Annotated in this window: 14 protein-coding genes; 3 read left to right on the top strand and 11 right to left on the bottom strand. The window is 70.3% G+C overall.

Annotated features, from left to right (window positions below; genetic code table 11):
* Positions 1 to 316: 316 nt before the first annotated feature.
* From D0D37_RS42905 to D0D37_RS42885, 4 genes are all read right to left on the bottom strand, one after another.
* Positions 317 to 994, bottom strand: coding sequence for a DedA family protein (locus D0D37_RS42905; RefSeq protein WP_116206302.1), 678 nt, complete (start codon positions 992 to 994; stop codon positions 317 to 319).
* 102 nt (positions 995 to 1,096) lie between these two features.
* The gene (gene lipA / locus D0D37_RS42900) at positions 1,097 to 2,098 is read right to left on the bottom strand and encodes a lipoyl synthase (protein WP_116206303.1); all 1,002 of its coding nucleotides are present in this window, start codon (positions 2,096 to 2,098) and stop codon (positions 1,097 to 1,099) included.
* A 315-nt stretch (positions 2,099 to 2,413) separates the two neighbouring features.
* Complete coding sequence (locus D0D37_RS42890) at positions 2,414 to 3,358, bottom strand: oxidoreductase (protein ID WP_116206301.1); 945 nt, start codon at positions 3,356 to 3,358, stop codon at positions 2,414 to 2,416.
* A gap of 19 nt (positions 3,359 to 3,377) precedes the next feature.
* Entirely contained in the window at positions 3,378 to 3,899 is a 522-nt protein-coding gene (locus D0D37_RS42885) for a hypothetical protein (RefSeq protein WP_116206300.1), read from the bottom strand.
* 132 nt (positions 3,900 to 4,031) lie between these two features.
* On the opposite strand from D0D37_RS42885, the gene D0D37_RS42880 reads away from it, so the two are divergent.
* Positions 4,032 to 4,652 carry a TetR/AcrR family transcriptional regulator gene (locus tag D0D37_RS42880; RefSeq protein WP_116206299.1) on the top strand — a complete coding sequence of 207 codons (621 nt, stop codon included), beginning with the start codon at positions 4,032 to 4,034 and terminating at the stop codon, positions 4,650 to 4,652.
* 25 nt (positions 4,653 to 4,677) lie between these two features.
* The gene (locus tag D0D37_RS42875) at positions 4,678 to 5,613 is read left to right on the top strand and encodes an LLM class F420-dependent oxidoreductase (protein ID WP_116206298.1); all 936 of its coding nucleotides are present in this window, start codon (positions 4,678 to 4,680) and stop codon (positions 5,611 to 5,613) included.
* Positions 5,614 to 5,672: 59 nt separating this feature from the next.
* On the opposite strand, the gene lipB is transcribed toward D0D37_RS42875, so the two are convergent.
* The 7 genes from lipB to lpdA all read right to left on the bottom strand — a co-directional run bounded on the left by lipB (position 5,673) and on the right by lpdA (position 12,866).
* Positions 5,673 to 6,416: a lipoyl(octanoyl) transferase LipB gene (gene lipB, locus D0D37_RS42870; RefSeq protein WP_116206297.1), complete on the bottom strand. Its 744-nt coding sequence runs from the start codon at positions 6,414 to 6,416 to the stop codon at positions 5,673 to 5,675.
* On the bottom strand, positions 6,413 to 7,042 hold the full coding sequence (locus D0D37_RS42865) for a phosphatase PAP2 family protein (RefSeq protein ID WP_162834755.1): 630 nt from the start codon (positions 7,040 to 7,042) through the stop codon (positions 6,413 to 6,415). The genes lipB and D0D37_RS42865 overlap by 4 nt, the downstream gene beginning before the upstream one ends.
* Complete coding sequence (locus D0D37_RS42860; protein WP_116206295.1) at positions 7,039 to 7,917, bottom strand: TIGR01777 family oxidoreductase; 879 nt, start codon at positions 7,915 to 7,917, stop codon at positions 7,039 to 7,041. Before D0D37_RS42860 ends, D0D37_RS42865 begins: the two co-directional genes overlap by 4 nt.
* Positions 7,918 to 7,932: 15 nt before the next feature.
* On the bottom strand, positions 7,933 to 8,418 hold the full coding sequence (locus tag D0D37_RS42855; protein WP_116206294.1) for an ArsR/SmtB family transcription factor: 486 nt from the start codon (positions 8,416 to 8,418) through the stop codon (positions 7,933 to 7,935).
* 5 nt (positions 8,419 to 8,423) lie between these two features.
* On the bottom strand, positions 8,424 to 9,536 hold the full coding sequence (locus D0D37_RS42850) for a serine hydrolase (protein ID WP_116206293.1): 1,113 nt from the start codon (positions 9,534 to 9,536) through the stop codon (positions 8,424 to 8,426).
* A 113-nt stretch (positions 9,537 to 9,649) separates the two neighbouring features.
* Entirely contained in the window at positions 9,650 to 11,437 is a 1,788-nt protein-coding gene (sucB, locus tag D0D37_RS42845; RefSeq protein ID WP_116206292.1) for a 2-oxoglutarate dehydrogenase, E2 component, dihydrolipoamide succinyltransferase, read from the bottom strand.
* A gap of 55 nt (positions 11,438 to 11,492) precedes the next feature.
* Positions 11,493 to 12,866, bottom strand: coding sequence for a dihydrolipoyl dehydrogenase (lpdA, locus tag D0D37_RS42840; RefSeq protein ID WP_116206291.1), 1,374 nt, complete (start codon positions 12,864 to 12,866; stop codon positions 11,493 to 11,495).
* A 193-nt stretch (positions 12,867 to 13,059) separates the two neighbouring features.
* Between lpdA and D0D37_RS42835 the strand changes: the two genes are divergently transcribed.
* A complete protein-coding gene (locus D0D37_RS42835) occupies positions 13,060 to 13,407 on the top strand; it encodes an oxidoreductase (RefSeq protein ID WP_116206290.1) in 348 nt (115 codons plus the stop codon).
* The last annotated feature ends 185 nt before the right edge of the window (positions 13,408 to 13,592 follow it).

Raw genomic sequence — 13,592 nt, 5'->3', positions numbered from 1 at the left:
CCCAGGTTTGCTCCACCCCGGAGGCCCGGGAGCGGGGAAGTCGGGGAGCGGCGGTCTGGCGCGCGCATGCGTTGCCTGGCGCGGAGGGGAAGTCGAGAGGACGCAGCAACTCGAGGTGCCTGGCCGGGAGTCGGGCGGGGCCCGCGCCGGGTTGGTTGGCGAGCCGGGCGGATGCGGCACCTCGAGGTGGCTGATCGAGAACTGGGGGCCTGAGTCGGCTGCGCGAGCAAGCCGGGAAGCGGGAGCAGTTCGGCGGCTCCGGCCCAGGTGAGTTCGGCGGGCAGATGCACTGACCCGTCAACCGGGCAGACCTGGGTCAGTTGCCGATGCGCACGGGCTCCTCCGGCTGCTCGTCCGGCGAAGCCTCGGAACCGGCCACGCCCATTGCCTTGCGTTTCTTCAACCGCAGCAAGAAGAACACCAACACCCCCACCACGAGCGCGGCTACCACCAGGAATCCGGTGTTCATCGCGCTCTCGACCTGCTTCGCCGCCTCGCCCAGCGCCGCTCCGAGGCTGATGTGCACCAGCGACCAGCAGAACGCGCCAGCAGCCGTCGCGGGGAGGAATTTGCGGAACGGCAGGTTCGAAGCTCCCGCGGCGGCCGGGGTCAGGGTGCGCAGCACCGGCAGGAACCGCGCGAAGAACACCGCCCATGCGCCTCTGCGTTCGAGGACTCCGGTGGCTCGGTCCCAGGCCTCCAGGCCGTACTTGCGGATGAGCTTCGTCTCCCGCAACCGCGGTCCGAACTTCCGGCCGAGGACGTACCCGACCGAATCGCCCAGCGCCGCGCAGACGGTGACTACCGCCCACAGGGTCAGAAAGCGAGGCCCGGACGTCGCGGTGGTCGCTGCGATCAGCAGGCCTGATTCGCCGGGGGCGATGAAGCCGAGGCCGATCGTGCACTCGGCGAACACGAGCCCGCCGGCTGCGGCGACGAGGCCCGGTTGGGGGAGTGCTTGCAACCAGTCGAGGAGGTCCGTTACTAAAGCCACACCATAACTTTACTGATTCTTGGGAATTGGATGCCACGTTCGGGTGATCCGGAGACGACGAAGGGCCCCGGTGCGTAACCGGGGCCCTTCGGTGAACGGGTGTCAGCGGGACAGCAGGCTGCTGGCTTCCTGTGCCGCCGGTCCTTCGGCAGTGAGGTGGGCGAGGTTCTCCGGGAGTTCCTCGCCGCGGTGGGCCTTGGTCTGGGCGTAGAGCCGTCCGGCGCGGTAGGACGAGCGGACCAGCGGTCCGGCCATCACGCCGGGGAATCCGATCGCCTCGGCGGTTTTCGCGTGCTCGACGAACTCTTCCGGCTTGACCCAGCGGTCGACCGGGTGGTGTCGCGGCGAGGGGCGCAGGTACTGGGTGATGGTGATGATCTCGCAGCCCGCGTCGAAGAGGTCCTGCAAGGCGACGGTGACCTCGTCCGGGGTTTCGCCCATGCCGAGGATCAGGTTCGACTTCGTCACCAGACCGGCCGCGCGGGCCTGGGTGATGACGTCCAGCGAACGGGCGTAGCGGAAGCCGGGGCGGATTCGCTTGAAGATCCGCGGCACCGTTTCCACGTTGTGTGCCAAGACCTCGGGACGCGACCCGAAGACTTCGGCCAACTGGTCGGGTTCGGCGTTGAAGTCCGGGATCAACAGTTCGACGCCGGTGCCAGGGTTCAACGCGTGGATCTGCCGGACGGTTTCGGCGTACAGCCACGCGCCGCCGTCGGCGAGGTCGTCGCGGGCGACGCCAGTGATCGTCGAGTACCGCAAGCCCATGGCCTGCACCGATTCGGCGACCTTCCGCGGCTCGGTGCGGTCCAGTTCGGCGGGTTTACCGGTGTCGATCTGGCAGAAGTCGCACCGGCGGGTGCATTGGTCGCCGCCGATCAGGAAGGTGGCTTCCCGGTCTTCCCAGCATTCGTAGATGTTGGGACAGCCCGCTTCTTCACAGACGGTGTGCAGGCCTTCGCGGCGAACCAGGCCCTTCAACTCGGTGAATTCGGGGCCCATCCGCACCCGCGTCTTGATCCACGACGGCTTCTTCTCGATCGGGGTCTCGCTGTTGCGCACCTCAAGCCGCAACAACTTCCGTCCCTCCGGTGCAGCACTCACGATCTCCACCCTACGCCGAGGTTTTCCTGTGAACGGGGCCCGATCAACCCCCGGGACGGCCCGGAACGCACAGGGTTCTCCCAGAAGCTCCGCGGATTCCCCCGGGCTGCGGTCCGCATCGGGGTCGGGACTGTGGGCGGCCGGGCGGTGTTGGAGGTCGCTGATGAAGGTCCGGGTATGACTGCGGCGCAAGCGGATCGGGTCTTTGATCGGTTCTATGGCGCGGATCGTTCGCGGGCGCGGACGGCGAGATCGAGTTGGAGACCGCGGTGGGGGAAGGTGCGTGCTTCCGGATCTCGTTGCCGCTGCTGGAGTTCAGCGCGGATCGGGAGTGATGCCGGTCAGCTCGGCGGTGAGCTCCCACAATGTGGTCCCGGCTTCCGGATTCCGGGCCGGGGCAAGGGTGCGCACCTTCGTCGGGCGGCCGCGGACGGCGAAAACCGGTCCGAGGTAGTCGCCGCCTTCGACGTCTGGCGCGGTCGCGGCGTACAGCTGCGGCAGCGCGCCGTGCTCGACGCGTTGGGCCAGCAGCATTCCGCCGAGCTTGCCGACTTCCTGCAGCACGGTGCGCACCAACGGGTTCTGGTACGAGCTCGCCATATTCGTGGTCAGGCCGGTCGCGCTGTAGCCGGGATGCGCCAACACACTGAGCACAGTGGAATCGGCCGTGCGAAGGCGTCGATCCAGTTCGATGCCGAAGGTTTGGTTCGAGAGTTTCGCCTGGCCGTACGCGGCGGCCGCGCGGTACGGGCGGCGTTCGGCGTTCGGGTCGTCCAGGTGCAGGTGTGCGCCAACGGCGGCGACGCTGGACAGCGTGACGACGCGGCCAGCGGGTACGCCACGCAGGGCGGGCATCAGCAGCCACGTCAGCGCGGCGTGTCCGAGGTGGTTTGTGCCGAATTGCAGCTCGAAACCGTCCGCGGTGCGGCCTTGTGCGGTGGCCATGACGCCGGCGTTGTTCATCAGCACGTCCAGTGCGTCGCCGGTGAGTTCGCGCACGGCCGCGGCGGCTTTCCGGACGGACGCCAGGTCGGCGAGGTCCAGGCGGACGAGTTCGGGTTTGGCGCCCGAAGCCGCGGCGCGGACCCGGTTGAGCGCGGTTTCGCCGCGTTCCGGCGAGCGGCAGCCCAGCAGCACGCGAGCGCCGTGTGCGGCGAGGACCTCCGCCGAACGCAGGCCGAGGCCGGAATTCGCTCCGGTGATCAGGACGGTCCGGCCGCTCTGGTCGGGGATCCGGGCCTCGGTCCAGCGTTCGTTCATCGGGTCAGCTAACTACACGTCACGCACTCGGCGCGAGCAGGCGCATCAGATGCCCGACCGGGCCGCGCCTGCGGACCGGGCCGGTGTCGCCCGCGCGCAGCAGCGCGTCGAGCGTCCGCCCGACCTTGACGATCTCGTCGGCCGGTTCGTTCGGCTCGGCGAGACCGGCGGTCAGCGCCAGCATGTGCAATTCGATGCGGTGCAGCGGTTCCAGCGCGGAGCAGCGCTCCAAGGCACCGTCCAGCACCGCGCGCAGGTCTTCGTAGTCGTGTTGTGCCTGCCGCCACGCGCGGGTGACGGCGTCGACCTGGTCGCCGGGCAGATCCGCCTCGTCGGGATCGGCGAACTCGGCCCGCAGGTAGCCGCTGAGCAGCTGCGTCCACTTGTACTGCAGCGCCAGCAACAGGTTCTCTTCGGTGCCGAACTCGTCGGCGGCACCCGGGATTTCGGCCAGCGACAGCGGCGCCTGCGGTGCGCGCCTCGCTTGGCGGACAGCGGCATCGAGGATCTCTCGCCGCCGGTAGAAGTCGGTCCAGCTCATGGTGTGGCTCCCCTTCCGTGACCCGGGTCATACTGCCGGTCTGCGGCATACTCCCGGTACGGACCTGACGCAGCCAACATACCACGGGTATGGTCCGGCAGGCCCCGGCGTAAGGTTGTGAGCGTGCCGACAATGAGGTCCCGACGACTCGACTACTCCGAGTCGACCCGCTCCGCCCTGGTCGACAGCGCGGTCGAACTGTTCACCAAACGCGGATACGCGGGCACCTCGCTCGACGAGGTGGCCAAACGCGCCCGGGTCACGAAAGGCGCGCTGTACCACCATTTCAGCGGAAAGCAGGCGCTCTTCGAGGCCGCGTTCGAACAGGTGGAAAGCCTGGTCTACGACCGGCTGCAGAAGATCATGACCGGCGACGGCGCGCCGTGGGAGCGCGCGATGGGCGGGCTGCAGGCGTTCATCCGCAGCTGCCTCGACCCGTCGTACCAGCGGATCGCCATCCACGAGGGGCCGGTCGTGATGGGCTGGGAACGCTGGCGCGAGGCGGAGGAGCAGTCCAGCTTCGGGCTCGTGCGGTCCGGGCTGCAGTTGCTCGTCGACGCGGGCGAGGTGGAGCCGGTGCCGGTCGACCTCACCGCGCGGCTGCTGTTCGGCGCGCTGTCGAGCGCGGCCACCGAGATCGCCGGCGCGGCGGACCCGAAGAAGGTCGGGGCCGAGATCGAGGACGTCATCATGCGGATGCTGTTCCGGCTGCGCCGCCCGGCCGACGACCAGGAGCGGCCCGCCGCGGGCTGATCGTTCCGCCGTTAGGCTGGCGGACATGGACTTGAGGATCTTCACCGAACCCCAGCAGGGGGCGAGCTACGACGACCTGCTGCGGGTCGCGCGGACCACTGAGGCCGCGGGCTACGACGCGTTCTTCCGCAGCGACCACTACCTCAAGATGGGGAGCGCGGACGGCCTCCCCGGGCCGACCGACGCGTGGATCACCCTCGCCGGCCTCGCCCGCGAGACCGAGCGGATCCGGCTCGGCACGCTCGTCACCGCGGCCACCTTCCGCCACCCCGGCCCGCTCGCGATCTCGGTCGCGCAGGTGGACCAGATGTCCGGCGGGCGCGTGGAATTCGGCTTCGGGGCCGGGTGGTACGACGACGAGCACGCCGCTTACGGGCTCACCCTGCCGCCGCTCAAGGAACGTTTCGACCGCTACGCCGAGCAGCTCGCGGTGATCACCGGCCTGTGGAAGACCCCGGCGGGGGAGAAGTTCTCCTACTCCGGCGACTACTACACGCTCGCCGATTCGCCCGCGCTGCCGAAGCCCGCGCAGTCGCCCGCGCCGCCGGTGATCATCGGCGGCGGCGGCAAGAAGCGCACCCCGGCGCTGGCCGCGCAGTACGCCGACGAGTTCAACCTGCCGTTCGTGGACGCCGAGACCGCGCTAGCGCAGTTCCAGCGCGTGGACGCGGCGGCGGAGGCGATCGGCCGCGACCCCAAGGAAATCCTGCGTTCGGTCGCGCTCGTGCTCGCGGCGGGCCGGGACGAGGCCGAGGTCGCGCGCCGGGCGTCCGCGATCGGCCGGGAGACGGACGAGTTGCGGGCCAACGGGCTGGCCGGGACCGCGGCGGAGATCGTGGACCGGATCGGGCAGTGGCGGGAGAAGACCGGGATCACCCGGCTGTACCTGCAGGTGCTGGACCTCTCCGACCTCGACCACATCGAGTTCGTGGCCAGCGAGGTCGCGCCGCAGTTGGACTGAAAGTAAGAGCTCGTGAGTGGCAATCCCGGTTCTAACCGGGATTGCCACTCACGAGACGGTCAGTTCTGCAGGGCGAAGGTGACGCCGGGGGCCTTCGGGGCCTCCGGACGCGGCAGCCAGCGGTCGTCGCTCACCGGCAGTTCGCCTTCGAGCGCGGCCAGCACCAGCTCCTTCGCCAGCGGCAGCACCTCGGCGACCGGGACGTCGCGCTGCAGTTCGTACGACAGCGAGGTGACGCCCGCGTCGCGGATGCCGCACGGCACGATGTTGTCGAACGCGGCCAGGTCGGCGTTGCAGTTCAGCTCGAACCCGTGCATCGTCACGCCGCGCTGGACGCGGATGCCGATCGCGGCGATCTTGCGCTCGATGCCGCGCTCGTCGGCCGGAATCCACACGCCGCTGCGGCCCTCGACGCGGCCGGTGCGCACGCCGAACCGGTCGCACACCGCGATCAGCGCTTCCTCGAGACGCCGCACGTAGTGCATGACGTCGATCGGGTCGGCGAGCTTCAGGATCGGGTAGCCGACCAGCTGGCCCGGGCCGTGCCAGGTGATCTTGCCGCCGCGGTCGACGTCGATCACCGGGGTGCCGTCGACCGGCCGGTCCTCGGGTTCGGTGCGCTTGCCCGCGGTGTAGACCGACGGGTGCTCCAGCAGCAGCATGGTGTCCGGCCCGGTCTCGTCCGCGCGCGCGGCGAGAAGCTCCCGCTGCAGGTCCCAGGCCTCGGTGTAGTCGATCGTCCCGACCTCGCGCACGACCAGGGGTTCGGTGGCGATACGACAGCTTGCGCTCGAAGAACTCACCCGTCGAGGCTACGCCTTTCGCCCGCCGGAAAGGGAATCAGCCGGAGTGCGGTCGCTGACACCAGCCCCACGCCGAGCACCGCGAGCACGGCCCCGACGGTGTCGGTGACCCAGTGCACGCCGAGCACGATCCGGCAGGCCGCGGCCAGCACGGTCGCCGCGGCGGAAACCCAGATCGCCCACCGCACGAGCCGCGGCCGGAGCCAGGCGCAGAGCAGGACGACGACCAGGCCGGTCGTGGCGACGGAAACGACGTGGCCGCTGGGGTAGCTCAGATCCGGGTACACGCGCGGTCGCTGCCGCTGGAACACCGGCTTGAACGCCAGGCTGGTAAACCGGCACAGCAGAAGCACCACGGCGAGCCGCACGCAGAGCGAGAACTGCGACCGGTCCCGCAGCACGATCGCCAGCAGCACCACACCGAGCACATACGGCAGCACCGGGCCGAGGACGTTCGTCACCACGCCCGCGATCTGGCCGGCCGGGCGGGTGTCCTGTCCCTGCAAGGCGGTGGCGACCTCGACGTCGAGCTGCAGCGGCTGCCGGTCCACCAGGAATCCGAGCCAGAGGAACGCGGCGAACAGCACCACCCCGGTGACGACCCACCGGACGCGCGGCATCGTCACGTCGCCGCGGCGAGCGCGCTGTCGACGGTGCGGTGGCGGAATTCGTAACCGCTGGCCTCGAGCTTCCGGGGCACCGCGCGCTGCCCGTACAACGCCATCTCCTCGGCGGCTTGGCCGAGGGCGATCTTCATCGCGATTTCCGGCACCCACCACGGCGCGGGCCCGTGCACGGCGCGGCCGAGGGCGTGGGTGAATTCGGTGTTGGTGACCGGGATCGGGCCGGTGAGGTTGACCGGACCGGACAGCGTGTCGTGCTCCAGGATGTGCACGAGGGCACCGATTTCGTCGTCCAGCGCGATCCACGGCATGTACTGGCTGCCGTCGCCGAGCCGCCCGCCGAGCGCGAAGCGGAAGAGCGGACGCAGCACGTCGAGCAGGCCGCCGTGCCGGGCCAGGACAAGCCCGGTGCGGACCGAGACCACCCGGGCGTTGGCCGCCGCGGCGGTCGCGTCCTCCCATTCGGTGCACATCTCGGCGAGAAAACCGTTGCCCGCCTTGGTGTTCTCATCGACCACAGTGGACCCGGAGTTGCCGTAGTAGCCGACGGCGGAGGCGTTCACCAGCACTCCGATGCCGTGTTCGGCCACCGCTTCTGCGAGCACCTCGGTCGGCTCGACGCGGCTGTCGAGCAGCTGCTGTTTGCGCATTCCGCTCCAGCGGCCGGGCAACAGCGGCGCGCCGCACAGGTTCACCACCGCGTCGAGGCCGTCGAACGCGCCGTCGTCGATCCGTCCCGACGGCGGGTCCCAGCCGCTCTCGTCGGCGGCCTGCGCGGTGCGCCGCACCAGCCGGCGCACTTCGTGCCCGGATTCGCGCAGCCGTCCGGTCAATGCGGTGCCGAGGAGACCGCCGGAGCCCGCGATGAGTACCCGCATGCCTCTGATCGTGTCCTATCGGCCGGGCTCGCGCACACCCGGGCGGAGCTGGCCGGCGACGTCGGCGGCGGCGGTCAGCAGCACCAGCGCGGGAATCGCGGCGGTCGGCTTGAGCCGGTAGCTGCCGCGGCGGTCCTGCTCGACAAGCCCGGCCGCGGTGAGCGCCTTGAGGTGGTGGTAAAGCCGTCCCGGCGAGCTGAGTTCGGCGGCTTCCTGCAGCGCGGCACCGGTTTGCGCGCCGTCGCGGGCGAGCAGCCGGACGAGCGCGATCCGGTCGGTGTTCGCCAGCGCGGCCAGCACCTCGGCGCGCGGCCCGTCCGGCAGGGCCAGGACCGCGGGCGTGGTGAGCCGGATTTCCCAGCGCAGCTCGGGATCCGTCAATTCACCCTGATAGCCCACGACCCCCTGCGGACCGCTCTGGACGGGTTCGGCGGGCCGCCCCTCCAATGCGGCCATCCGGCGTTCGAGCGCCGCGACGCGCTCGGCGAGGTCTTCGGTCATGCGGGTCAGTGTCCCAGCGCGCGCTCCATAGCTTGGAAGGTGGCGGGTTGGCTCAGCGCGTCGATGCCGAGCTTGAGCAGCACCTCGTAGTACTTCTCGTCCTCGGCGGTCGCGTTCTGCAGCAGGAGCGTGCCGGTGCCGGGGCGACGGTCCGGCCACAGCACGTCGAATCCCATCGTGAGGATGTTGACGGAGAAGCTGCCGCCCTTGAACAGCAGCGCATCCGAGCCCGGCGGCTTCATGGACGCGAGCGGCACGCCGAGGACCTGCTGCGCGAGAACGGCGGCGCGATCGCGACTCGACGCGATTTCGTGGTGCAGCCCGAACAACTGAGCGGCGCTGCCCTGGCCGGTCTCATTGGTCCAAGCCCGCACCTGCTCTAGGGAAGGGGGATTCGTCGTGACCCGCGGAATCACCCGGGCGCGGAACGATTTGTCGTAGGCGAACCGGTCCGCGAGGGCGTCGCCCGCGGCGCGGCGAACCACGACCGGGCTGCCCGGCGGCGGGCAGTACTCGGGAAACAACAGCAGCAGCACTTCACCGCTGAACATCCGGACGTCCGGCATCGGCCAGCCGCCGCGAGCCCCCGCCGCTCGCAGCGCCCGGTCGCCGAGCCGGTGGCGCAGGTAGTCGGCCGCGGCGTTGTCGCTGACGAAGATCGCCATGTCCGCGATGTTTCGCAGCGGCACGCGCTGCTCCGGGTTCTTCGCCATGCCGTATTCGTCGCACGGGATTCCGAGCCGGGTCAGTGCTTGCCAGTGAGCGCCCGAGCCGATCGGGCCGTCGCCGAGGTAGGGATGCCAGGCGTCCCAGTCGCCGACGCGCACCGGCTCGGCCGGATCGAGTCGTCCCTCCGCGACCGCGGTCGTGTAGGCGAGCAGGTGCACCGCCTTGATCGCGGACGCGAGCGGGCGCGGTTGGTCCGCGAAGTGGGTCAGGCGGCGGCCGGCGCCGTCGGCGAAGACCGCCGAGACGTCGCCGGGGCGGGCGGCCAGCCGGGCGAGCCAGCCTTCGGGAGTGGATTGGTCCGGGGGGTCGGCCAGCGCGAGCGAGGGCGCGACGAACGTGGCGGCCCCCGCTGCTGCGACCGACGTCAGCAAGCTGCGTCGAGTGAGCATGAGCCCACTCTACTCCGCAAATCCGGAATTCCGGAATGCTCGAATATGCGGAAACGACGACGGCCCCCGCACTCCGGAGAGCGCGGGGGCCGTCGGCCGAGAGAGTTACCGGATCAGAGACCCAGCTCGTCCTCGAAGTTGCCCTCTTCCAGCCGCTGCTTGATCGTGGTCAGGAAGCGGCCGGCGTCCGCGCCGTCGACCAGGCGGTGGTCGTAGGTCAGCGGCAGGTACGCCATCGAGCGGACCGCGATGGTGTCGTTGCCCTCGGCGTCGGCCACGACGACCGGGCGCTTCACCACGGCGCCGGTGCCGAGCATGCCGGACTGCGGCTGCACGATGATCGGCGTGTCGAACAGGGCCCCGTTGGAGCCGATGTTCGTGACGGTGAAGGTGCCGCCGATCAGCTCGTCCGGCTTGATCTTGTTGGCCCGGGCCCGCGCCGCCAGGTCGGCGATGCGGTGCGCGAGACCGGCGAGGCTCAGCTCGCCCGCGTCGTGGATCACGACCGAGAGCAGGCCGCGCTCGGTGTCCACCGCGATGCCCAGGTGCACGGCGCCGTGGTAGGTGATCTCCTTCGTGTCCTCGTTGTAGGACGCGTTGACGTTCGGGTGCTGCTTGAGCGCCTCGACCGTCGCCTTGGCGAAGAACGGCAGGAACGTGAGGTTGACGCCCTCGCGCTCCTTGAACGCCGCCTTCGCGCGCTGGCGCAGCTTGGCGATCTTGGTGACGTCCACCTCGTGCACCTGTGTGAGCTGCGCGGAGACCTGCAGCGACTCGCGGGTCTTGGTCGCGGTGATCTGCCGGATCCGGCTCGCCTTCTGCACGGTGCCGCGCAGGGCGGCGACCTCCGGCGAAACCGCGGCGGCGCGCGGAGCGGACTCAGCGGCGGCGGCCGGAGCGGCCGGAGCGGCGGCAGCCGGGGCCGGAGCCTCCTTCTGCTTGGCCTCGGCCGCGGCGAGCACGTCCTGCTTGCGGATGCGGCCGCCGACTCCGCTGCCGGTCAGCGACGCGAGGTCGATGCCGTGCTCGGAGGCGAGCTTGCGCACCAGCGGCGTGACGTACGGGCCGTCCGCGGAGCCGTTGTCCGCCGGGGCCTGGGCGGCCGGAGCGGGCTTGCTTTCCTGCGCCGGAGCGGCCGGGGCGGCGGGCTCGGGAGCCGGAGCGGGCTTGCTCTCCTGCGCCGGGGCCGGAGCGGGCTCGGGTTCCGGAGCCGGGGCGGGCTTGCTTTCCTGCGCCGGGGCGGGAGCGGGCTTGGACTCCTGCGCCGGGGCGGCGTTCGCGTCTCCGATGACCGCGAGCACCCCGCCGACCTCGACGGTCTCGTCCTCGCCCGCGCGGATCTCCAGCACGGTGCCGGCGACCGGCGACGGGACCTCGGTGTCGACCTTGTCCGTGGAGATCTCGAGCAGCGGCTCGTCGACCTCGACGGACTCGCCGACCTGCTTCAGCCAGCGGGTGACGGTGCCCTCGGTGACGCTCTCGCCCAGCTCGGGCAGCTTCACCTCGGTGCCCGAACCGCCCGCGGCCGGCGCGGTGTCCGGCTGCGACGGAGCGGACTCCGCCGGGGCGGACGACGCGGCGGGAGCAGGGGCTTCCTGCTGCTGCGGGGCGGGCTCCGGCTCGGACTGCTGGGCCGGGGCGGAGGACTCGGGCACGCCGCCGGTGCCGTCGTCGATCACCGCCAGCTCGCCGCCGACCTCGACGGTGTCGTCTTCCTTGGCGCTGATCTTCACGACCGTGCCGGCGACCGGCGACGGTACTTCGGTGTCGACCTTGTCGGTCGAGATCTCGAGCAACGGCTCGTCGACCTCGACGGTGTCGCCCTCCTGCTTCAACCACCGGGTGACGGTGCCCTCGGTGACGCTCTCGCCGAGCTCCGGCAGCGTGACGGAGTAGGCCATTGTTCGCTGGCTCCCTTGATCGCTAAGACGTGGTCTGGATTGTGCTGGTTGCGCGTCAGCTGTGCACGTGCAGCGGCTTGCCCGCGAGGGCGAGGAACGCTTCGCCGAGTGCCTCGGTCTGCGTGGGGTGCGCGTGGATCAGCGGGGCGACGTCCTCCGGGAACGCCTCCCAGCTGTAGATCAGCTGCGCTTCGCCGATCAGCTCGCCGACCCGGTCGCCGACCATGTGCACGCCGACGACGGGGCCGTCCGGCGCCTTCACCAGCTTCACGCCGCCGGAGGTCTTGAGGATCTGGCTCTTGCCGTTGCCGCCGAGGTCGTAGGTGAACGTGGTGACGTCCGAACCGTACTTCTCCTTGGCCTGGGACTCGGTGAGCCCGACCGAGGCGACCTCGGGGTGCGAGTAGGTGACGCGCGGGATGCCGCGCTCGTCGATGGCGCGCGGGTTCAGGCCGGCGATCTCCTCGGCCACGAAGATGCCCTGCTGGAAGCCGCGGTGCGCGAGCTGCAGGCCCGGCACGATGTCGCCGACCGCGTAGACGTTCGGCAGGTTGGTGCGCAGCCGGTCGTCGGTGAGCACGAAGCCGCGGTCGATCCGGACGCCCGCCTCCTCGTAGCCGTGCCCGGCCGAGTTCGGGCCGCGGCCGACCGCGACGAGCAGCAGGTCGGCTTCCAGCGTCTCGCCGGACTCCAGCGACACGCTGACGCCGTTGTCGTCCTGCTTCGCGCCGGTGAACCGGACGCCGGTCTTGAAGCCGATCTTGCGGCGGCGGAACGCGCGCTCGAGCTGCTTGGAGGCGTACTCGTCCTCGTTCGGGACCAGCCGCGGGAGCGCCTCGACCACGGTGACGTCGACCCCGAAGGAGGCCCACACGCTGGCGAACTCCACGCCGATCACGCCGCCGCCGAGCACGACGACCTTTTTCGGCACGTAGTCCAGCGTCAGCGCCTGCTCGCTCGCGATGATGCGGCCGCCGAGTTCGAGGCCGGGAAGGGTGCGCGAGTAGGAACCGGTGGCGAGGATGACGTTCTTGCCGGTGTAGCGGGTGCCGTCGACCTCGACGGTGGTGCCGCCGACGAACCGGCCGGTGCCCTCGACGAGGTTCACCTTGTGCGCCTTGGCCAGGCCCTGGAGGCCCTTGTACAGCCGGGAGACGATGCCGTCCTTGTACTTGTTCACCCCGGCGATGTCGATGCCCTCGAAGACGGCCTTGACGCCGAAGGTCTCGGCGTCGCGGGTCTCGTCGGCGACTTCGGCGGCGTGCAGCAGGGCCTTGGTCGGGATGCAGCCCCGGTGGAGGCAGGTCCCGCCCAGCTTGTCCTTCTCGATCAGCGTGACGGAAAGGCCCAGCTCGGCCGCGCGGAAGGCCGCGGCGTAGCCGCCCGATCCGCCTCCCAGGATCACGAGGTCGGCGGAGGTGTCGCTCACTTCAATAACTCCTCGGCAGCGATAGGGGTGAAGCTTCGGTCGCCGCGGCACCCGGTATAAACGCGCGCGCGACAACCGCCATCTTGTCACTACGCCGATCGGTGTTGCGACCTAGCCGGGCCAAGGCCGCGCTGCGACACCGGCCACACGCGCGACCGGGAATAATGGAGTCCGGACTCTCACCGGAAGAAAGGTGGTCGAAGTGGGGATCTTCGACTCGTTGCGCCGCCGCGGCAGACGCGGCCCCGCCGCTGGAGCAGGCCGCTCCGGAGGCCAGGCCGATACCCGCTACCTGGAAGAATGGGCCGCCGCGCGCCGCGGAGTGGAAGCCTTCGTCGAGCCGAAAACCACGGTGACCGACACCACTGTGGTGCTCGTCGCGCACGACGGCGAATGGACCCGCCGCCGGATCGCCAGCCTCGACGCCGCGCAGCGGTTCGGGCACAAGCACACGATTCCGGTGTACGAGGTCGCGCGCGTCGGCTACCCGCAGCGCATGCGCGACTACACCGAACGGCAGAAGCGTCGACCGGGCGGTTGAGCCGTGCGGTTGCTTCCGGTAGCCGGTGGGTTGTTGGCGGGGGTGGTGGATCCTTGTGGCGGCTCGTCGCCTGGCGGCGACATTGCGCCCGTTGGTTGCGTGGGGCACCCCGAAGGTTGATTGTGCTGACGGTTCGGGGGTGCTTGTCAAGGCGGGAAAGATGCCTTGACAAGCACCCCCGAACC

It is taken from the genome of Amycolatopsis circi (genome assembly GCF_003385235.1).
Taxonomy (GTDB): Bacteria; Actinomycetota; Actinomycetes; order Mycobacteriales; family Pseudonocardiaceae; genus Amycolatopsis; species Amycolatopsis circi.
Note: the sequence above shows the minus strand (reverse complement) of the source record. Positions and strands in the feature narration are given on the sequence as shown.

Bases quoted from the DNA above. Each gene is read 5' to 3' on its own strand.
- sucB (WP_116206292.1), bottom strand. From the start codon at position 11,437: ATGGCCTACTCCGTCACGCTGCCGGAGCTCGGCGAGAGCGTCACCGAG.
- D0D37_RS42855 (WP_116206294.1), bottom strand. From the start codon at position 8,418: ATGACCGAAGACCTCGCCGAGCGCGTCGCGGCGCTCGAACGCCGGATG.
- D0D37_RS42885 (WP_116206300.1), bottom strand. From the start codon at position 3,899: ATGAGCTGGACCGACTTCTACCGGCGGCGAGAGATCCTCGATGCCGCT.
- D0D37_RS42880 (WP_116206299.1), top strand. From the start codon at position 4,032: ATGAGGTCCCGACGACTCGACTACTCCGAGTCGACCCGCTCCGCCCTG.
- D0D37_RS42850 (WP_116206293.1), bottom strand. From the start codon at position 9,536: ATGCTCACTCGACGCAGCTTGCTGACGTCGGTCGCAGCAGCGGGGGCC.
- D0D37_RS42875 (WP_116206298.1), top strand. From the start codon at position 4,678: ATGGACTTGAGGATCTTCACCGAACCCCAGCAGGGGGCGAGCTACGAC.
- D0D37_RS42890 (WP_116206301.1), bottom strand. From the start codon at position 3,358: ATGAACGAACGCTGGACCGAGGCCCGGATCCCCGACCAGAGCGGCCGG.
- D0D37_RS42860 (WP_116206295.1), bottom strand. From the start codon at position 7,917: ATGCGGGTACTCATCGCGGGCTCCGGCGGTCTCCTCGGCACCGCATTG.